The following is a 21,413-nucleotide window of genomic DNA, read 5'->3' on the forward strand; positions in this document are numbered from 1 at the left end:
GACGCTTAAATTTCAAGTAAAAGGCGTGCAGGATCTTCTAGCAGATCTTTAATCGTTACCAAGAATTGTACGGCCTCTTTACCGTCAATCATACGGTGATCATAAGACAATGCTAGATACATCATTGGCTGAATCACAACCTGACCGTTTACCGCCATTGGGCGCTCTTGGATTTTGTGCATACCCAAAATAGCCGTCTGCGGTGGATTGATAATGGGGGTCGATAGCAAAGAGCCAAACGTTCCACCATTCGTAATCGTAAAGGTTCCACCTTGCATGTCATCCATACCCAGCTTGCCATCACGGCCACGAAGCGCAAAATCCATGATAGCTGACTCTATACCCGCAAGCCCCATGGCTTCTGTATTACGAAGAACAGGAACCATCAAACCGCGATCCGTTGAAACGGCCACACCAATATCTTGGTATCCATGGTAAACCATGTCATTACCATCGATTGAAGCGTTTACTGCTGGGAAGCGTTTGAGTGCTTCAGTCGCTGCTTTCACAAAGAAAGACATAAAACCAAGCTTTGTACCGTTATGAGCTTTGATAAACTCATCTTTGTACTTTTTACGAAGCTCCATGATTGGACCCATGTTCACTTCATTGTAGGTGGTCAATAACGCGGCTGTCTGCTGCGCGTCAACCAAACGCTTTGCAATCGTCGCGCGAAGACGCGTCATTGGAACACGCTTCTCAATGCGACCTTCAGCACCCAACGCTGTAGAAATTGGTGCTGCTGCAGCCGCTTTAACTGCTGGAGCCGCTTTTGCTGGTGAAACAGCAGGAGCGGACGCTTTAGCCTTCACCGCTGCATCAACGTCTTCTTTAGTGATACGTCCACCCTTACCAGTACCTTTTACTTGCGCACTCGTAAAACCCGCTTCAGATAAGGCTTTACGTGCGGCAGGGCCTGCAACACCGTCTTCATCTGGCTCCGATGCTGCCGCTTCAGCGGCGGATGTAACTGGGACAACAGAGGCACCGGTAGCGCCCACTAAGAAACTTCCAAGCACTTCATCACTCAATACGGTGTCGCCTTCGTTTTTCAGAATATCACCAATTACGCCGTCAGCAGGCGCAACCACTTCTAGTACGACTTTATCCGTTTCGATGTCTACTATGTGCTCATCACGCGAACAAGCCTCACCGGGCTGCTTATACCAAGTGGCCACGGTACCGTCTGCAACCGATTCAGGAAACGAAGGCGTTTTGATTTGAACAGACTCTGTTGCCGTTGCGGGTGCCGCCGCTGGCTGCGCCGCTTTCTCAGCAGTAGATGACGCAACTCCAGCCTCAAAAATACCCAACACTTCATCGCTTAGTACAACATCGCCTTCTGCTTTCAAAATGTCTTTTAAAACGCCATCGGCTGGCGCAACCACTTCCAAAACAACTTTGTCAGTTTCAATGTCCACAATGTGTTCATCACGCGCACAGGCTTCGCCTGGCTGCTTATACCAAGTAGCGACGGTGCCGTCTGCTACAGATTCTGGAAAAGTAGGTGCTTTAATTTCAATGCTCATTTTATACCCTTATCTCTTTGACAGGCTATGGTACTAACCAACTAATGCGTCGTTGACCAGCGCTTCTTGTTCTTCAACATGGATGGACATGTAACCAGCCGCTGGGGCAGCAGACGAAATACGACCTGCAAAGCGGATTTTTAACTCTGGGTACAGTTTTTCCAATACTCGATTCATACGGTGACGATTGGCATGCCAAGCCCCTTGGTTTTTAGGCTCTTCTTGACACCATACCAAACTCTCAACATGTTTATACTGCTCTAACACAGACTCAAGGTCAGCGTATGGGAACGGGTACAATTGCTCTAATCGAATCACGGCAACGTCTTCTTTTTGCAATTCCTCACGGCGATTGATCAAATCAAAGTAGACCTTACCGCTACAAAGAACAATGCGCTTAACACCATCTGCATCAAGCGTTTCAGAAGATTCTGGCAATACCGTTTTAAAGCTTCCTTCCGCCAAATCCTCAAGTGTCGAAATCGCTTGTTTATGACGTAACAAGCTCTTAGGAGACATAATGATAAGCGGACGACGCATAGGGCGAATCGCTTGACGACGGATAATATGGAAAATTTGTGACGGGGTTGTTGGTACACAAACCTGAATATTATATTCCGCACACAACTGTAAGAAACGCTCTAATCGTGCAGATGAATGCTCAGGACCTTGACCTTCATAACCGTGTGGCAACAGCAAAGTCAAACCGCACAAACGCCCCCACTTGTGTTCGCCACTGGTAATAAACTGGTCAATTACGACTTGCGCGCCGTTGGCAAAGTCACCAAACTGAGCTTCCCAAATCACCAAACCTTTGGGCGATGTGCTCGCGTAACCGTACTCGAACGCCAACACCGCCTCTTCAGAAAGGTATGAATCGTACAGGTCCAGAGTTGGTTGATCGTCGGACAAATGCTTCAATGGAATGTATGCACTGCCATCTTTTTGGTTATGAATCACAGCATGACGATGTGAAAAAGTACCTCGTCCAGAATCCTGACCGGTAATACGAATCGGATAACCCTGCTCTAACAAAGTAGCAAACGCCAGCGTTTCGGCATACCCCCAGTTAAGCGGTAATGCGCCCGCTGTCATTTTATCGCGATCCTGATAAATCTTATGAACTTGGCGCTGAATAACGACACCATCAGGCACAGTCGTTAATTTCTTAGCCACTTCCTGTAGCTGAGATAATGGATATGTGGTATCACCCGCGTCCGTCCACTCAACACCAAGGTAAGGCTTCCAATCAACAAAACTCTTGTATTGAGATTCAAGCACTAAACTTTTTGATACATGACGAGCATTGTCTAAATCTTCGCGATTTTCGTTCACCATTTGATCTGACTTCTCCTGAGTCACAACAGACTCAGCAACCAAACGCTCAGAGTAAAGGGTACGCGTAGTTTTCAGTTTATTAATGACGCTGTACATCAATGGCTGAGTACCAGAAGGCTCATCAGTTTCATTGTGCCCACGGCGTCGGTAACAAACCATATCGATTACAACGTCACGCCCAAACTCATAACGGTAGTCTAGGGCCAACTGAGTAACAAAAAGCACCGCTTCTGGGTCATCGCCGTTAACGTGAAAAATAGGTGCTTGGATGATCTTAGCAACATCCGTAGCGTATTCAGTAGAACGGGAATCTTCTTGACGGTTGGTGGTAAAGCCCACTTGGTTGTTGATAACAATGTGAACCGTGCCACCTGTACGGTAAGCACGAGTTTGAGACATCTGGAATGTCTCCATCACTACGCCTTGACCCGCAAAAGCCGCATCGCCATGAACGGAGATAGGTACCACTGTTTTACCTGTCGTGTCTTTACGACGATCTTGACGGGCACGAACAGAGCCTTCAACGACAGGTGAAACGATTTCTAAATGTGACGGATTGAACGACAAAGCAATATGTACTTCGCCACCTGCTGTCATCACATTAGATGAAAAGCCCTGATGATATTTAACGTCACCAGAGGTGTTAACCAACTTTTTACCCTCAAACTCATCAAATAAGTCTTTAGGATTTTTACCTAGAGTATTGACCAAAACATTGAGTCGACCGCGGTGAGCCATACCAATGACCACTTCTTTTGCACCCAGTGCGCCAGAACGCTGAATCAACTCGTTTACCATAGGAATAAAACTCTCAGCACCTTCGAGGCCAAAACGTTTTGCGCCTGGATACCGACTTGCAAGGTACTTCTCTAACCCTTCAGCGGCTGTTAAACGCTCTAACAAGCCCTCACGAGTTTCTTGAGAGTATTCGGGACGAGATCGAACAGACTCAACACGCTGCTGAAGCCACGCTTTTTCTTGCGTATCAACAATGTGCATGAATTCATAACCAATGCTGCCGCAATAAGTTTTTTCAAGCTCGGACAGTATCTCACCTAACTTCAACGACTCCTTGTTGAAAAATAAAGACCCTACATTAAAAACAGTGTCTAAATCTGCACCCGTTAATTGATGATAACCAATGTCTAAATCAGCGACTTTCTCACGTTTTTGCAACCCAAGCGGATCAAGTGTTGCATGTTGATGCCCACGAACGCGGTAAGCATTAATCAACTGCAATACATTAATTTGTTTCTGCTCATGGTCAGAGGTTACGGCTTTACCTGTTGAAGCAGGTAAAGATCGAAATTTGTTCTTACCAATCTGTAGAAATTGCTCTTGAATCACGGAATGAGGAAGATCAGTTGATTGTGCTTCACTAATGCGAGGCAATTGATCAAAACATTTACGCCATTCTTCCGACACTGAGTTCGGATCGACGAGGTAGCTTTCAAACAACCCTTCAACATATTCCAGGTTTCCACCTGAAAAATGAGAGGTGCTCCACAGCAACTCCATTAAACTTTCGTGCATTCTCGATCACCCTTATGTTCGAGCCAGCTACCGGGGTCCCGGTATCGATCTATGATTATGATCGATCATTTTATCAGGCCCGTAAGGCTATTAAAGCCTCGATTTTTTGTTTATTTCCAGCTACTTTCGCCCTTTTACGTTCAATGCCAAGTCACTAAGAGCCGCTTATTTAAATCAAACAAACTGCCCTGAATCCATTATCACTGAGTTAGTGACTTCTCTTAGCGCTTCCTTGCTCGTAAAGATCGAATTTTAAATTCTTTGTAGTGCATTCTCTAGTTGAGATTATGCAAAAATGGCGGCATTGAATCTTTATCCAAGCCGCCTATTTTACTGTGATCACTTTAACGCAATAATAGAGACCACTTTAAGTATCATTATGTTGCTCTTTGTAAAAGCATAGTACGAATATTACCAATGGCCTTAGTAGGATTTAACCCTTTAGGACAAACGTTGACACAATTCATAATACCATGACAACGGAAGACACTAAACGGATCATCCAAATCACTCAAACGCTCTTGTGTAGCCGTATCGCGGCTGTCTGCCAAAAAACGATACGCTTGCAACAAACCTGATGGACCGACAAATTTATCGGGATTCCACCAGAATGAAGGACATGCGGTTGAACAGCATGCGCACAATATACATTCGTACAACCCGTCAAGTTTTTCACGCTCTTCTGGGCTTTGTAGACGTTCAATTGCAGGCGCTGGTGCGTCGTTAATTAAGAACGGACGAATTTTCTCATATTGCTTATAAAACTGCCCCATATCTACGACAAGATCACGTACTACAGGCAACCCTGGAAGTGGACGCAATATTAACTTTCCATTTTTTACCGCTTCAGAGACCGGCGTTATACAAGCAAGACCGTTTTTACCTGACATATTCATGCCATCAGAGCCACAAACTCCTTCTCGACATGAGCGACGGTAAGAAATACTCGTATCCTTTGCTTTCAGTAAGTTTAATACATCAAGCACCATCAAGTCTTTACCTTCAGGCAGCTCAATTTGGTAATCCTGCATGTAAGGTGCATCATCCTTTTCAGGATTGTAACGATAAATACTAACTAACATTGATACAACTCCTTAGTATGACCGAATTTTAGGTGGAAAAGCGTCCATTGTTTTAGGCGTAAAGTTAACGTTACGCTTAGTCACTGATTTATCAGCTGGATGAAAAACAGAATGTTTCAACCAATTTTCATCATCACGCTCAGTGAAATCGTTACGCGCATGAGCACCACGACTTTCTTTACGGAACTCGGCAGGTATCGCTGTTGATTCAGCTACTTCTAACAGATTCTCAAGCTCTAACGCTTCAATACGGGCGGTGTTAAAAGCCTGACTCTTATCTTCAAGATACAAGTTCTCAACACGAGTACGAATCTCTTTAAGCTGAGCCAAACCTTTCTGCATCGCTTCACCGTCACGAAATACACCAAAGTAAAGCTGCATTACGCGCTGAAGATCAGCACGAACTTCGGCAACATTTTCACCGCTTGTTGTATTATTTAGACGATTTAACCGCACAAGAGCAGCATCAATATTCGTTTCATTAGCGTCTAAAGACTCAAAGCCCGCATCAAGAGATTTCTTAACCTGTAAACCCACCGCGCGACCAAATACAACCAAGTCAAGTAGAGAGTTACCGCCAAGACGATTCGCACCATGGACCGACACACAAGCGGCTTCACCACAAGCATACAAACCATCAATGATGATGTCTTCGCCCGCTTCGTTCATTTTTAGTGCCTGACCGCCGATGTTAGTCGGGATGCCGCCCATCATGTAATGACACGTTGGGATAACTGGAATGGGCTCTTTAACAGGATCAACGTGCGCAAAGGTACGAGAAAGCTCAAGAATACCAGGAAGACGCTTGTTTAACGTTTCTTCTCCCAAGTGATCAAGCTTAAGCAATACATGATCACCAAGAGGCCCACAACCACGACCTTCCAAGATTTCAAGAACCATAGAGCGCGCTACAACGTCACGACCGGCAAGGTCTTTCGCGTTAGGCGCATAACGCTCCATGAAACGCTCACCATCTTTGTTGATCAGGTAACCGCCTTCTCCACGACAACCTTCAGTAACAAGCGTTCCGGCACCGTAAATACCCGTTGGATGGAACTGCCACATCTCCATGTCTTGCATCGGAAAACCAGCACGCAACGCCATACCGACACCATCACCCGTATTGATGTGAGCATTGGTTGTGGATTGGTAAATGCGACCTGCACCACCCGTTGCAATTACGGTTGCTTTCGCTTTAAGGTAAACCGTTTCACCGTCTTCCAAACAAATAGCGATAACGCCGACAACAGCACCTTCGTTGTTTTTCACCAAATCTGTGGCATACCATTCATTAAGAAAAGTGGTCCCGCCTTTCAGGTTACCTTGATAAAGAGTATGCAACAACGCATGACCCGTTCTGTCAGCAGCAGCACAAGTACGCGCCGCCTGAGTGCTGTCATTAGGACCTTTGGATTGGCCACCAAAAGGACGTTGATAAATACGACCTTGCTCTGTACGAGAGAATGGCAAACCCATGTGTTCAAGCTCAAAAACAGCCTGAGGACCGACAGAACACATATACTCAATAGCATCCTGGTCACCAATATAGTCTGACCCTTTTACGGTGTCATACATATGCCAGCGCCAATCGTCATTTGGATCATCACTCGCAATTGCGCAAGTAATACCGCCCTGAGCAGACACAGTATGTGAGCGAGTTGGGAATACTTTTGTTACGCACGCCGTATTCAAACCAGACTCGGTTAATTGCAGGGCAGCACGCATACCTGCACCACCACCGCCAATTACTATGGCATCAAAAGAAATAGTACGAATATTTGCCATTACTTAAAGCCCCCAAAGAACCTGAACACCCCACACGATGTAAATAAACATTACAAGACCGCACAGAGATTGAAAGAAGAAACGCGCACCCGTTGCTTTTATATAGTCAGTAGAAATTGACCACAAACCAATCCATGAGTGCATACCAATTGAAAGAAGCACCATTAAACTGAAAACGCGCATCCAAGTTGCTTCATATAATGTACTCCACTGATCGTATGTTAGATCAGGGTTAAGCAACAAATAACCAATAATAAAAACAGTGTATAAAGACAATACAACGGCGGAAACACGTTGCATCATCCAATCGTAGAGACCAGAACGGCCAAAACTTGTAATTTGAGTTACCATATCCACACTCCCGCTAAAACAATAAGAACAGCAGCAATTACCAAATTGGCTTTAGCCGCAGCGCGTCCGCTCTCTAATTCTTCAAAATACCCCATATCCATGAACAAGTGCTTTATACCTGCTACAAAGTGATACATGAGCGCAGAAACGACACCCCAAATAACAAACTTCACCAAAAAGTTAGTCTGTAAGGCATTCACCACTTGATCGAAGCCTTCTTGTGACTCCAACGAAAGATCAAACGCGTAAAACAAGAAAGCTAGCCCAACAAAAAGGATAATTCCTGTAACACGGTGGAGAATAGACACGACGGCTGTGACGGGCATCGATATTGTTGAAATATCAAGGTTGACTGGTCTTTTTTTATTCACGACTTTTTACACCATATTATCGATTGAATAATCAATCACGGTCCAATTTCTATAAGTGCAGCCTTCAACTTTACTCAAGTGAAAAACCCACGTTATAGGCCTGCTTTGAAAATCCCATCGATTTGCAAACAAATGTTTAAAAGCGACTCTCTTTTATCCATTAACATCAACAAATCAATAAAATCGTCTCGGGCGCAATTATAGACTAGCGAAAAATGCTAAGACAAATAGACTGTACAAGAGGTTTTCAATGATCACCATTCAGGAAATGAATGTAGCCATAAGCCTAAACAATAATGGTATAAAATTACATAAAATAGAACACCTAAAAACAACAATAAATCATTATTTATCAAATACTTGAATATAAAGCCTCTTTCTTAAGTTTTATACTCATTAGAGTATCTTGTTGGATAATTACAAGATAAAGAACGTAATTATAAAAACAGCTCAACGCAACAAGATTGACTTTCATAGGCTAGAAACAGTATTTTTTCCGCACCTTCTGGGTTGAGTGGCGTCAACCTATGACACTTTAATCCAGAACCAGAATACGAAGGAGACAGTAAATGGCTGATAAAAAAGCGATACTCACAGTGGACGGGATCGATAAATCTATCGAACTTCCTGTCCTTTCAGGTACTTTAGGCACAGACGTTATAGATGTTCGCGGTCTTGGTGCTAACGGTGTATTCACCTATGATCCAGGGTTTATGTCGACTGGTTCGTGCGAATCTTCAATCACCTACATAGATGGCGATGCTGGAATCCTTTTGCATCGCGGCTACCCTATTGCCCAACTTGCAGATCATTCTGACTACTTAGAAACGTGTTACCTGTTACTTTATGGAGAGCTTCCAGATAAGAAACAAAAAGCTGAATTTGAAAAAACAGTGGGTAAACACACCATGGTTAACCAATCGATGCATAAATTCATCGAAGGTTTTAGAAACGACGCTCACCCAATGGCGATTATGTGCGGCCTTGTTGGAGCACTGTCGGCTTTTTACCAAGATCACATGGATATTAACAATCCTAAGCATCGCGAGATCGCCGCGTTTCGTTTGATTTCTAAGATGCCAACTTTGGCGTCAATCTGTTATAAATATTCGAAAGATCAACCTGTTATGTACCCACGTAACGATCTATCGTATGCAGAAAACTTTTTGTACATGATGTTTGCAACGCCATGTGAGGAATATAAAGTAAACCCTGTTTTTGCCAAGGCGATGGATAAAATTTTTATTCTACACGCTGATCACGAGCAAAATGCGTCTACTTCAACCGTTCGCTTGGCAGGCTCCTCTGGTGCCAATCCGTTTGCTTGTATTGCAGCTGGTATCGCCACACTTTGGGGCCCTGCTCATGGCGGTGCCAACGAAGCGGTACTGACGATGCTTGAAGAAATTGGTGACGTTGAAAACATCGATGAGTTTATCGCGAAAGCGAAAGACAAAAATGATCCGTTTAGATTAATGGGGTTTGGTCACCGGGTGTACAAAAACTTTGATCCACGCGCTAAAGTCATGAGAGAAACGTGCGATCAAGTACTGGCTGAATTGGGATTATCAAACGACCCATTACTAAAAATTGCCAAGCGTCTTGAACAAATCGCACTTGAAGACCCTTACTTTGTCCAACGTAAACTCTATCCAAACGTCGACTTTTATTCGGGCATTATCATGAAAGCCATTGGCATTCCAACGAGTATGTTTACGGTGATTTTCGCCATGTCTCGAACCATTGGCTGGATTTCACATTGGAACGAAATGATCAGTGGGCCATACAAGATTGGCCGCCCTCGCCAGCTTTATGTTGGTCAGCCTGAGCGTGACTACCCAACTGACAAGTAATGTGATATCTCTTTTTTAAGAGTAAAAAAATCGCGCCAGAGGGCGCGATTTTTATTTTTATAAGCGATATTAATCTTCCTCTACAATGTCTGTAACGGTTAATTGTCCGCACTTTAGACACTCGCCCTCAATCCACAACCTATCTTTCGTCTCAAATTCTTTAGGGTTTCCCATACCCAGATCCATTTCCATGCAGTGGTTACACCATGTTTGCTTTAGAAAATCACTTTGCTCCTCTAAAGATCGCTCAAAGAAATCACGCTCAATTTTCTCTTCTTCTGGCATGCCTGTCATTTCTTAGTCTCCACTGTATTGATACTTTACAACTCGATTAGCATCAGGATCTAACGCGTTTATGGGTATTTTTTTAAGTAAAGCGCTTAACGAAATACTGTTAAATAACTTTTGCTTATCACCATCAATCTCGATCAAAAACTCTATTTTTTCATCACCCACTTGTACCAATAACACGTCTCGAACCACACTAATACTTTCAAGATAGGACTGAACATTACGCATAATACCGTACCCCGTCACTCCAGTAATTTGTAAGGTTAATGCGTTAGCAGAATAACCATTACGAACAGACGCATACTTGGAAGAAAACAACTTGGCTAACTTAACGCTTGCTTGTTCAACAATCTCTTTGTGTGTTTGCCCCATTAAAGCAAAGCGCACTGACTCACCCGTTGACAGTAAAACCAGTAGGTTACCACTCACTTGACCCGAAAAATCACTTACCCTGAGAGCAGCCACTGCGTCAGTTTGATAACGTCGACTCGCCTTAGCAATAGTCTCTCCAAAGAACCCCCACACATCGGCAACTGCAAGGCTATTTTTATCTACTTCATCGAGCAAGGGTGCATAAATTGGCACACCTAACTCGCTTGCAGACTGAGCAAACTCATTTAAAATAACCGACGGCGCATTTGAACCGGAGAGTACTCTTACGCCATTTATTTCAGCAGCCAGCCAAATCAATACAGACGGACGCTCCTGACCCCATACAGGTAAATTATTATCCGATAAAAACTGATCGATGGAGGTCTGATAAAAAGTCACTTTAACCTGTTTACCGGGTACACCACCTTCAGGCGAAGGTAATAAATCACTCAGCGAGGCAATAGAATGTTGCGCCACCCACGTTGGTGCGTTTTTTTTTGCTTGATTTAAGACCTTACCAACAATGGCACCTTTATCACCCGACACCTTTACAAGCACCGCCTCAACCGCTAATCCAAAGGCCTCGTTTAACATTTGCGCCTCTGACGCCGCTACGGGCAGCTTAATGTCAGCACTATAAAGGTCAGGTATCGCGATCGCACCAACCAATGGAATCCAAAAAAAACCAATCAAAAATATAAATATGTGAGATTTCATAACCCTTCCTTCGTTTATTTGTCTATTCTACTGTCTTAATTAGAAAGAACCATAGCCCTAATGCGTCACTATGTTAAAATGCTTTTTTTCCTCGTACCATGATAGGGCATAGGCAATGACCAAATCGGATAAACCATCCATCAGTTATAAAGACGCTGGCGTAGACATCAACGCTGGTAATCAACTTGTTGAACGCATCAAGGGCGTAAGCAAAAAAACCCGTCGTCCTGAAGTCATGGGAGGATTGGGTGGTTTTGGCGCCTTAACACGCCTACCAACAAAATATAAAAACCCTATTCTTGTTTCCGGTACCGACGGTGTTGGCACTAAATTACGTTTAGCAATGGATTTAAACCAACACGACACCATTGGTATTGATTTGGTGGCCATGTGCGTTAACGATTTAGTGGTTGCTGGAGCAGAACCTCTTCTATTTTTAGATTACTATGCAACAGGCAAACTGGATATCGACGTTGCGGCGAACGTGGTAACCGGTATCGGTGAAGGCTGCCTACAAGCTGGCTGTGCGTTAGTCGGTGGCGAAACAGCCGAAATGCCTGGCATGTACCAAGAGGGTGACTATGATCTTGCTGGTTTTTGTGTCGGTGTTGTCGAAGAGGAAAACATCATTGATGGCACCAAAGTAAAAGCGGGCGACAAATTAATCGCGCTTGGCTCTTCAGGCCCTCATTCAAACGGTTACTCACTGATTCGTAAGATTCTCGACGTTAGCAAAGCGGATTTGAATCAAGTAATTGACGGCGTGGCTCTTAAAGACGCGCTTATGGAACCGACTCGCATCTATGTCAAATCCATTTTAAAACTCATGGAATCTGTGTCTGTTAATGCATTGGCTCACATTACTGGCGGCGGCTTATTAGAGAATATTCCTCGCGTACTCCCAGAAGACACGGCGGCTCGTATCGATGCCACCAGCTGGAAGCGCCCTGCTGTTTTTGATTGGCTCCAAGAACAAGGCAATGTTGAGCAAGAAGAAATGTACCGTGTGCTTAACTGCGGCGTGGGCATGGTGTTAGCAATTGATGCTGATAAAGCCAATGAAGCCCTGGCCATTTTAATGGCAGAAGGCGAAAATGCTTGGATCATCGGTGATGTTTGCGCACGCAATGAAGGCAAAGACGTTTTGATCTCTGACTTAGAGACTCAGGCATGAGCTTTCCTATCGTTGTCTTAATTTCTGGCAGCGGCAGCAACTTGCAAGCTTTGATTAATCAAAGCTTGCAAGGACAGCTTAATGTGACGATCAGCGCAGTGATTAGTAATAAAGCAGACGCCTACGGTCTTGAACGTGCAAGAGAAGCCGGTATTCCGACGCATACGCTCAGCCATAAAGCGTTTGATAGCCGCGAAGAATTTGATGCAGCGCTGCAAATCATTATCGATCAATATTCACCAAAGCTGGTTGTTCTGGCAGGGTTTATGCGCATATTGTCTGAAGGTTTTGCAACGCATTACCTAGGAAGAATGCTTAATATTCATCCATCACTACTGCCCAAGTTTAAAGGGTTAGATACACACCAACGAGCCATAGACGCCCGCGAAAAAGAGCATGGTGTGTCCGTACATTTTGTCAGCCCTGAACTCGATGCCGGTGCCGTCATTATTCAAGCGGCCACCTTGATTGAAAATAACGATACGGCAGATTCTTTAGGTAACAAGATTCACGCACTAGAGCACATTATCTACCCGTTGGCCGTCAGGTGGTTCAGTGAAGGTAGAGTCACTTTCCATGATGGAAAGGCGTTATTGGATCATAAAGAGCTCCCTGCAAGCGGTATTCTTTATAACAACACACTACAATGATGTAGAGAAAAGCATGACAACTCGTAAAATCACACCGTTTTTAATGGCCATTTTTATGAGTGCGCCACTACTTTCTTCCCCTTCAGCAGAAACCGCTCAACCAAATCAGGATACATTTTTAACCCCTTATTCTGCGGTTTACAGCACCATATGGAAGAAAGGCATTAGTTTAAAAGTTGAGGGAAAACAAATCCTCACCAGACAAAACAATGATTTATGGCGCTTTGTCTTTTCAGCCAACAGCCTTCTTGCGTCACTCTCTGAGTCATCGACATTTTATGTAGAAGATCACCAAATCATTCCGACTTTGTACCAATATGAAAGTTCTGTTTTAGGTAAGAAAAGATCCGCTGTACTCACCTTCGATTGGGACAAAAACAGCGTTCGTAATGACATCAAGAACAAACCATGGAACCTGTCAATTGAGCCTAAGACCCTTGATAAATTATCCATTCAGTTACAGGTCAGGCAAGACCTAAAAATGGGGTTGAATACCTTTGATTATTTAATTGCTGATGGAGGCCATGTTAAAAATTGGCAATTTAAACGAGAAGGTATGGAGACGATCAATACCAAGATTGGGAGGTTGTCTGCCATTAAGATCATTCGGACAGATAATTTGGAAAAAGGTAAAAAAACGTCTTTTTGGTTCGCTCCGTCTTTAGACTACCTATTGGTTAAACTCGAACACAAAGAAGATGGCGAATCCTATTATTTAGACATAGATGCTTTTAGTACGCTTTAGTCGTTGAGTTCTTTCAGCGTATTTATATTGTTCATTTCATGCTCATTGCGCCAATCTATAGCAAAACTCCCAAAAACCTCGTAAAAGGCCATGACACTCAATCTATTTTGGCTTTTCAAAAAAGACCGTAATGCCGTTAACGCTGCGGTCACAGGTAAAATGGCATGCAAGGGGTGCACCCCAGAGGCGCTGCGCAAATAATAAATATTCCCAGGTGACGCCTGAGCTGCGGCTTTCAGTTGCTCAAAAGCCGCCGAACTAATGCAGGGGGTATCACATGGCGAAATAAGTAGGTGAGAAGTATTAGCGTATGCCAAACAGCTAATAAGTCCAGATAAAGGGCCTTTTCCGCGATGCTCCTCATCGTCGGCCACCACTTCAAAGCCTAAAGATAGGTAGTCCTGCCGGTGCTGGTTAGCGTTAATAAAAACGCAGTGACTCACCAACTGCAGGGCATTTCCAACGGATCGAGCCATAGGCTCGCCACGAAACAATAACAACCCCTTATCGCGCCCAGACATTCGTTCGGCTTTACCGCCAGCCAATACCGCAGCTGACACGGACATAACACTCATATCACGCTTCCTCTGACAATTTTATTCGCACACTCAAGTTAACCGACTAAAACACGGCTCTTTAGACTGACCCAAAATACGCTTTATTGCGCTTTTGCCATATTGTATCGGCTAAAGTAAGACACTCATCATGTGATGCCACATCATACAAAAGCCCCACGACCGAAGCCAGCGTCTGACGTACCGCTTGCTGTCCAAATTGATCAATCTGATTGCCACACCAATGCTCTGTTAAACGAGACAAATCAAGCTGATGTTTAAGGCGCTTATGTTCTTTTTCTGCTTTAGGCCATGTCGTCCAGCTCGCTGCACCATGTTGCCATTTACCGAGCGTAACGTCTCGTTCTGGGTTCACTTCGGCCTCACCATTTCCACCACGAAACACGAGCACTGACGCATCCCCTAATTGTTCGCATGCCGCCATATGCAACTCATCATAACCACGATGAAACACACCATGCACACTGTGGTCAGCACTAAACGGATTCATCATTCGCACGATGGTATTCACCGGTGAACGCAACCCCAGCACATATTTAAGATCCATTAGATCACCCAATGTCTTGTCTATCGCGGTAAGCGGCATATAAGCAAAACATTGTTCTGCTAAAGCATGCTGTGCCTGTTGATGCGAATAACAAACACTTATTCCTAACTGCTTAATAGTTTGCTCGACATACAAACGATCTTCGCCGTCAAATGTATGACCATGCATCACAATATGAACCCCCGAATTGGCCAGCGCCAGTGCTGCCAATAAAAACCAGGGTAATTCGTTGCGTTTCCCCGCGTAAGCGGGCCAATCAAGGTCAACTTTATGACCTAATGGTGTTTTTTGAGCAAGGTGCTTTCGCACAGCGCTGGTAAAACCAACGGTCTCTTCTACGGTTTCTTCACGAATTCTAATCAGCATCCAGAACGCCCCCGATTGCTCAGGAGCAACCTGACACGCCAACAGTAAGCTCATGGCGTGTTCGGCCTCTTCGACCGTTAAACTGCGGGCACCTTTTTTCCCACGCCCCAGAATTTTTACATACTGGGTGAAATCATTGCTCTTTTTGGTCGCAACACCACAAAGGTCAAGTTCAGAAAGTGGAGGCATTGTTTTGCACATCATCATATTGATCGCTCCGCCTTAACGGTAAGAAAAGATTTTAGTTCTGGTATACAAGAGCCACAATTGGTCCCGCATTTCAGTTTTGCGCCCAATGCCGCGACACTATCACCCCCCGCTGCGACCGCTTTATCGATTTGCTTACTGCCCACCTGATAACAAGAACAAATAATATCACCTTTGTCTTCTACATTCGCAGGCATACCAGCCAGTATAGCCAACCGATCTTGCTGCATCAGCGGCGTATTTGTTGTCAACTTTGATACCAGCCAATCTGCTGAGATCGACTCAGGTCTTGGATGAGCATACACCAAGAGCGACATCACACCCTTTAGCACTTTCACCAAACGAAGTTGTTGAGTAATCGGGTTTTGATACTCAAGCCATTCTCCTGTTTCGGCACCCAGAAGTGGGTCGCTCCACATGGATTTTAGTGAGCTCATTGTCTGACGATCTGACCAAACCACTTCATAATGATAGCCCTGCTTTGAGGGTACCCGACACCAATAGACACACTCATTCAACGCCAAGGGCTCCGCTGAAACAATCACCCCATAATACACAGGATTTACGGCCTCTAATTGAACCGATGCATGCTTAGATTCTGGCTGCCCTGACAACGGATCTGCAATCTGAGCAATAAGATTGGAGACCACTGAGGCATTAGCAAATTGCTGTGTCCAATGAATTGGAGCAAAGACATGACCTGGAGAAACCGCTCGGCTAATCAGCGCCTTTAACAACACGTCACCATAAGGCGATGTCACTCGCACCAAAGATTTGTCTACAATATTCAGTAATTTTGCATCCTTGGGATGAATTTCAATATAAGGCTGCGCAGTGTGCTTGCTTAATAAAGCCGCGTCACCAGTTCGTGTCATGGTGTGCCATTGATCGCGCACACGACCGGTGTTTAACACAAAAGGCCATTCATTCGATACGGTATTTTGCGGTAACATCGGCACAATGGGTATAAAGCGCGCTCTACCATTGTGTGTAAAGAATCGCCCATCTTCAAACATGCGCTCGGTACCTTCAGGACGTCCTTTTGGCACGGGCCACTGCACGGGACGCAAATTATGGTATTCATGTTGGGTCATAGAACTAAAATGCCCAATATCGAAATCTCGCTTACCATGGTTTTCAAACGCCGATAATGCCGCATGCTCAACAAAAATCTCATGAGCACTGCGATACGAAAAACCCGACTGAAAACCCAAATACTTCGCTACTTCACAAATCGCCCACCAGTCGTGCTTTGCTTCACCCGGGGCTGGCAACATACCACGCTGGCGCGAAATACGGCGCTCCGAGTTAGTGACCGTACCGTCTTTCTCGCTCCAGCCAGTAGCGGGTAATAAAATATCCGCCATGGCAGTGGTATCCGTATGCGCTTTGCAGTCACTAACAATCACCAGTTCGCATTTTTCCAGAGCACGCCGAACTTGCGCGGTGTCGGGCAAACTCACCATCGGATTGGTCGACATGATCCACACAACTTTAACCTTGCCTGCCTCCATCGCTTGGAATAAATCAACCGCTTTTAAACCGTTTTGTGTCGCCATGTTAGGAGCTTGCCAAAAGCGCTGTACTAACTCAATCGCGCCAGGTGTTGCGAAATCCATGTGGGCGGCAAGTTGGTTAGCCAATCCACCCACTTCTCGACCGCCCATCGCATTTGGCTGGCCAGTAATAGAAAATGGCCCCGCACCTTTTTTACCGATACGCCCTGTAGCTAAATGGCAGTTGATAATGGCATTGCATTTATCCACACCTGATGAAGACTGATTAATACCCTGAGAATAAAACGTTACCGTTTTGGGCGTTTCAGACCACCAGCTTGCCAATTGCATGACATCATTGGGCTCGACATCACAAAATTCAGCGGTGGCTTTTAATGTCGGTGTTGACTGGTTGGCCTGTGCCACAGCTTGCTCAAAACCGTCAGTGTGTGACGTGATAAATTCACTGTCTAAAAGATTGGCTTGTGCCGAATAATTCAATAAGAAAGAAAATAGGCCGGCATCGCTGCCAGGTTTAATCGCCAGATGCAAATCGGCTATATCGCATGTCGCGGTTTCTCTTGGGTCAATCACGACAATCTTCATGGCTGGTCGGCGTTTTTTTTCAGCGGCGATTCGCTGATACAAAATAGGATGTGTCCAAGCGGCATTGGAACCCACCATAATCAACAAATCACAACATTCTAAATCTTCGTAGTTGCAAGGAACCGTATCTGAGCCAAACGCACGCTTATAGCCGACAACAGCCGATGCCATGCACAAGCGAGAATTGGTATCAACGTTTGCCGTACCAATAAAGCCCTTAGCCAGTTTATTCGCGACATAATAATCTTCCGTAAGGATTTGCCCTGACAAGTAAAATGCGAAAGCGTCTGGGCCATGTTCCTTGACCACTTTGGTGATTTTATCAGCAATGGTTTGGGCAGCAGACGCCCAAGAAACAGACGCGCCTTCCACCCTAGGCGTCAACAAACGATCGTCCGATTGAATAGTATGAGCTAGGCTACTGCCTTTGACACACAAACGTCCAAAGTTCGCAGGATGATCCATGTCCCCTTTAACCGGTGGTATGGGCATGGTAGACGACGCTGGTAAGGTCACATCAACCCCACAACCGACACCACAATAGGGACAGGTTGTTTTTACGCTTGTTGTTGTCATGTCGTCTCCTCTTGCATTAAAAGTAATAGACAAAAAAAAGCCCAAGCGCTCTTTTACAAAGCGGTTGGGCGTCGTTGCCTTTTGTCCTGTCTGATGATTGTGTAGATAAACCATCGTCGGCTTACGGTGCATCAGTTAACCATTTTAAAAGCAAAATATAAGCCAACTCTTATGCGACCCTTTATCCGCCATAAAGTGAGGATTCACTCTTAATAAACCAAGCTCTGGAGAAAAAAACGCACCAAAACATAACGAGTGTTTATTTTGGTGCAATTCCGTAGACTTGCTACCGGCTAGACGTGAGCTAATTTGCACCGTTTAGATTGATGCAAGAAAGACATCATCACCTTCTAACTTAACTTGCCAATGAGGAACAGACATCTCTTCTTCTAAGCACTTCCCTGAGTTAAGTACAAAGTGCTGCTTGTACAACGGACTCGCCACAACCCACTCATTTTGCAAATGAGCGATCAACCCACGAGACAACACATTGGCTTTACCGATCGGATCCCAGTTACCGATCGCAAACACTTTATTCTCAGATTCAGGCACGTAAAAAACCGCCACCTGCTCACCATTCAACATGGCAGCAACACCGGCACCAACGACCAAATCACTTTTTTTGCAGACTAATTTCCATGCCATTGTCATTGTTTAACCCACCTTTGCAATAAGTTGCTGTTTTTCGAGGTCTGTTGCAGGGCGTATTTGATCACGCTCCTCCACAAACACCACGTTGGTATCGTCACCGTCATAATTAACGAATTGGCGGAACGTTTTCAGCGCTTCTTGGTCTTCTAATGTGGTCTTCCATTCGCACTGAAAGGTATCAACAATATGCTGCATGCGCGCTTCAAGCTCATCGCACAAACCTAACGTATCGTTAATCACTACGTCTTTTAGATACTCTAGACCGCCTTCAAGCCCGTCCATCCATACTGACGTACGCTGCAAACGATCGGCGGTTTTTGTGTAAAACATCAAGACACGATCGATGTATTTCACCAAGGTGGCATCGTCTAAATCGGTGGCAAATAAATCGCCATGGCGCGGCTTCATCCCCCCATTGCCACAGACATATAGATTCCATCCGCCTTCCGTTGCAATCACACCAATGTCTTTACTTTGTGCTTCGGCGCATTCTCGGGTACAGCCCGATACCGCAAATTTGATCTTATGCGGAGAACGCAATCCCTTATAACGATTCTCTAAATCAATCGCCATTGTCATGCTGTCGTTTACACCAAAACGACACCACGTGCTGCCCACGCACGATTTTACTGTACGCAGCGATTTGCCATAGGCTTGGCCTGTTTCAAAGCCTGCGTCTATCAATTTGCCCCAAATCTCTGGTAACTGTGACAAGGTTGCGCCAAATAAATCAATGCGCTGACCACCGGTCACCTTAGTGTATAACGCATATTCCTTGGCCACTTGCCCTAACACAATCAGCTTATCGGGTGTGATTTCACCGCCGGGAATCCTAGGAACAATGGAATAAGTCCCGTCTTTTTGCATGTTTGCTAAAAAACGATCATTGGTGTCTTGTAAGCTAATATGCTCTTTTTTAAGCACATAGTCGTTCCACACGCTCGCTAGTATAGAGCCCACCGCGGGCTTACAAATTTCGCAGCCATGCCCTTTACCGTGTTTGTGTAATAAATCGTCGAAGCTCTTAATTTCTTCCACTTTTACGAGGTTGTACAAATCTTGACGTGTAAACGCGAAGTGCTCACAAAGATCGGTGCTAACTTCCACACCTAAAGCCAATAGTTCGTTATCGACGACTTTTTTCAGTAAAGCGACACACCCACCACAACCTGTGCCCGCTTTGGTAATGCCCTTTACATCGCCAACCGACAAGGCACCATGACAAACCGCATCGCTAATATCTTGTTTCGACACATTGTGACAGCTACAAATAGACGCCGTTGCTGGTAAGGCATCGACACCTAATGCCGCTGGAGCACCATTCATGGAAGGTAAAATAAGGGCTTGAGCTTGTTCAGGTAAATCAATGGCATTGAGATAATACTGCAACAAGGTATCGTAATAACTGTTATCGCCAACTAAGACAGCCCCTAACAATTTTTTACCGTCTTCTGATACCACCATTTTACGGTAGCTTTGGCTGATCTCGTCCTGATAAACGAACACCTTACAGCCCTGAGATTGAGCGTGCGCATCTCCAATTGAACCTACATCACATCCTAATAATTTAAGCTTGGTACTCATGTCTGCACCGGTAAACGTCACACCAGCATCACCCATAAGATGTCCTGCCGCCGATTTTGCCATCGCATAACCCGGCGCCACCAAACCAAAGATTCGGTTGTTCCACAAAGCACACTCGCCTATCGCATAAATATCCTCGTCACTGGTTTGACAATGATTATTAACGCTAATGCCACCGCGTTCACCCACAACCAACCCAGATTGATGCGCTAAAGCGTCTTGAGGTCGGATACCTGCCGAAAATAAAATCAAATCCGTTTCAAGGTGTGAGCCATCTGCAAAATTCATTCGGTGAAAGGCGTTATCACCATCGACAATCTCTTTAGTGGCCGTGTCGGTATAAACTTTAACGTCCAACCCTTCGATCATACCCTTTAATACAGACCCACCTTTATCATCCAATTGAACTGGCATTAAGCGTGGAGCAAACTCAACCACACTGGTTTCAAGGCCTAGATTTTTGAGTGCGTTGGCGGCTTCAAGTCCAAGTAAACCACCGCCGACTACGGTACCGCGCGTCACTTTCTGAGCACAAGCGCGAATCGCATCCAAATCGTCCAGCGTTCGGTACACAAATGTGTTATCGCGCTTATGACCAGGAATAGGTGGTACAAACGGATAAGAACCTGTTGCCAAAACCAGTTTGTCATAAGACAAGGACTCACCATTTTGCAATAGCAAACACTTTTCAGCGCGATCAATCTCCGTCACCAAGCTGTTGGTAAAGTAACGTACGCCATGTTCGTCGTACAAAGTACCGTCTGTCATTGCTAAATCGGCCGCGCCCTTGCCGGTAAAATATTCGCTGAGGTGAACTCGGTCGTAAGCCAAATATTTCTCCTCACCGAACACGGTAATATCAAATACTTCATGGCCACTCTGAGCGATTATCTGCTCAACAAAGTGATGGCCTACCATACCGTTTCCGATGACGATGAGATGAGGTTTTGTCGTAAGAAAAGACACTGTTGACGTCATTGTATTCCCCTTTATTAAATCATTTGCCTAATGGCT

17 protein-coding genes are annotated in these 21,413 nt (G+C 44.9%); 4 read left to right on the forward strand and 13 right to left on the reverse strand.

Annotation, left to right across the window (positions count from 1 at the left end; all coding sequences use genetic code 11):
* Positions 1-5 precede the first annotated feature (5 nt).
* The 6 genes from odhB to sdhC form a co-directional block, all read right to left on the reverse strand.
* Complete coding sequence (odhB, locus tag FXV75_RS09530) at positions 6-1,529, reverse strand: 2-oxoglutarate dehydrogenase complex dihydrolipoyllysine-residue succinyltransferase (protein WP_148832874.1); 1,524 nt, start codon at positions 1,527-1,529, stop codon at positions 6-8.
* A gap of 33 nt (positions 1,530-1,562) precedes the next feature.
* Positions 1,563-4,400, reverse strand: a complete 2,838-nt coding sequence (locus FXV75_RS09535; RefSeq protein WP_148832877.1) for a 2-oxoglutarate dehydrogenase E1 component — start codon at positions 4,398-4,400, stop codon at positions 1,563-1,565.
* A gap of 377 nt (positions 4,401-4,777) precedes the next feature.
* A complete protein-coding gene (locus tag FXV75_RS09540) occupies positions 4,778-5,482 on the reverse strand; it encodes a succinate dehydrogenase iron-sulfur subunit (protein WP_148832879.1) in 705 nt (234 codons plus the stop codon).
* Positions 5,483-5,494: 12 nt separating this feature from the next.
* A complete protein-coding gene (gene sdhA, locus FXV75_RS09545; protein ID WP_148832881.1) occupies positions 5,495-7,267 on the reverse strand; it encodes a succinate dehydrogenase flavoprotein subunit in 1,773 nt (590 codons plus the stop codon).
* Positions 7,268-7,270: 3 nt separating this feature from the next.
* Positions 7,271-7,618: a succinate dehydrogenase, hydrophobic membrane anchor protein gene (sdhD, locus tag FXV75_RS09550; protein ID WP_148832882.1), complete on the reverse strand. Its 348-nt coding sequence runs from the start codon at positions 7,616-7,618 to the stop codon at positions 7,271-7,273.
* The gene (sdhC, locus tag FXV75_RS09555) at positions 7,612-7,989 is read right to left on the reverse strand and encodes a succinate dehydrogenase, cytochrome b556 subunit (RefSeq protein ID WP_148832884.1); all 378 of its coding nucleotides are present in this window, start codon (positions 7,987-7,989) and stop codon (positions 7,612-7,614) included. Before sdhC ends, sdhD begins: the two co-directional genes overlap by 7 nt.
* Before the next feature lie 569 nt (positions 7,990-8,558).
* Between sdhC and gltA the strand changes: the two genes are divergently transcribed.
* On the forward strand, positions 8,559-9,842 hold the full coding sequence (gene gltA / locus FXV75_RS09560; RefSeq protein ID WP_148832886.1) for a citrate synthase: 1,284 nt from the start codon (positions 8,559-8,561) through the stop codon (positions 9,840-9,842).
* A 69-nt stretch (positions 9,843-9,911) separates the two neighbouring features.
* On the opposite strand, the gene FXV75_RS09565 is transcribed toward gltA, so the two are convergent.
* Together FXV75_RS09565 and FXV75_RS09570 are read right to left on the reverse strand one after the other, a co-directional pair.
* Positions 9,912-10,136 (reverse strand): hypothetical protein, encoded by a 225-nt coding sequence (locus FXV75_RS09565; protein ID WP_148832888.1) that lies wholly within the window; start codon positions 10,134-10,136, stop codon positions 9,912-9,914.
* A 3-nt stretch (positions 10,137-10,139) separates the two neighbouring features.
* On the reverse strand, positions 10,140-11,222 hold the full coding sequence (locus FXV75_RS09570; RefSeq protein ID WP_148832889.1) for a DUF2066 domain-containing protein: 1,083 nt from the start codon (positions 11,220-11,222) through the stop codon (positions 10,140-10,142).
* Between the two features lie 115 nt (positions 11,223-11,337).
* Here FXV75_RS09570 and purM point away from each other — a divergent pair, with 115 nt between their 5' ends.
* Genes purM through FXV75_RS09585 form a run of 3 tightly spaced genes read left to right on the forward strand, consistent with a single transcriptional unit; the run spans position 11,338 to position 13,791 of the window.
* A complete protein-coding gene (gene purM, locus FXV75_RS09575; protein WP_148832891.1) occupies positions 11,338-12,396 on the forward strand; it encodes a phosphoribosylformylglycinamidine cyclo-ligase in 1,059 nt (352 codons plus the stop codon).
* A complete protein-coding gene (purN, locus tag FXV75_RS09580) occupies positions 12,393-13,046 on the forward strand; it encodes a phosphoribosylglycinamide formyltransferase (protein WP_148832893.1) in 654 nt (217 codons plus the stop codon). The genes purM and purN overlap by 4 nt, the downstream gene beginning before the upstream one ends.
* A 13-nt stretch (positions 13,047-13,059) precedes the next feature.
* Positions 13,060-13,791, forward strand: a complete 732-nt coding sequence (locus FXV75_RS09585) for a DUF3108 domain-containing protein (protein ID WP_148832894.1) — start codon at positions 13,060-13,062, stop codon at positions 13,789-13,791.
* On the opposite strand, the gene FXV75_RS09590 is transcribed toward FXV75_RS09585, so the two are convergent.
* The 5 genes from FXV75_RS09590 to nirB form a co-directional block, all read right to left on the reverse strand.
* Complete coding sequence (locus tag FXV75_RS09590; protein WP_148832896.1) at positions 13,788-14,366, reverse strand: molybdenum cofactor guanylyltransferase; 579 nt, start codon at positions 14,364-14,366, stop codon at positions 13,788-13,790. The two genes, FXV75_RS09585 and FXV75_RS09590, sit on opposite strands and share 4 nt — an antisense overlap.
* 61 nt (positions 14,367-14,427) lie before the next feature.
* Positions 14,428-15,468, reverse strand: a complete 1,041-nt coding sequence (locus FXV75_RS09595; RefSeq protein WP_148832898.1) for a glycosyl transferase family protein — start codon at positions 15,466-15,468, stop codon at positions 14,428-14,430.
* A gap of 14 nt (positions 15,469-15,482) precedes the next feature.
* Complete coding sequence (locus FXV75_RS09600) at positions 15,483-18,164, reverse strand: nitrate reductase (RefSeq protein WP_148832899.1); 2,682 nt, start codon at positions 18,162-18,164, stop codon at positions 15,483-15,485.
* A gap of 318 nt (positions 18,165-18,482) precedes the next feature.
* Positions 18,483-18,815: a nitrite reductase small subunit NirD gene (gene nirD, locus FXV75_RS09605; RefSeq protein ID WP_148832901.1), complete on the reverse strand. Its 333-nt coding sequence runs from the start codon at positions 18,813-18,815 to the stop codon at positions 18,483-18,485.
* A 3-nt stretch (positions 18,816-18,818) separates the two neighbouring features.
* The gene (nirB, locus tag FXV75_RS09610; protein ID WP_148832902.1) at positions 18,819-21,377 is read right to left on the reverse strand and encodes a nitrite reductase large subunit NirB; all 2,559 of its coding nucleotides are present in this window, start codon (positions 21,375-21,377) and stop codon (positions 18,819-18,821) included.
* Positions 21,378-21,413: the final 36 nt, after the last annotated feature.

The organism is Marinomonas sp. IMCC 4694, from assembly GCF_008122525.1.
Lineage (GTDB): Bacteria > Pseudomonadota > Gammaproteobacteria > Pseudomonadales > Marinomonadaceae > Marinomonas.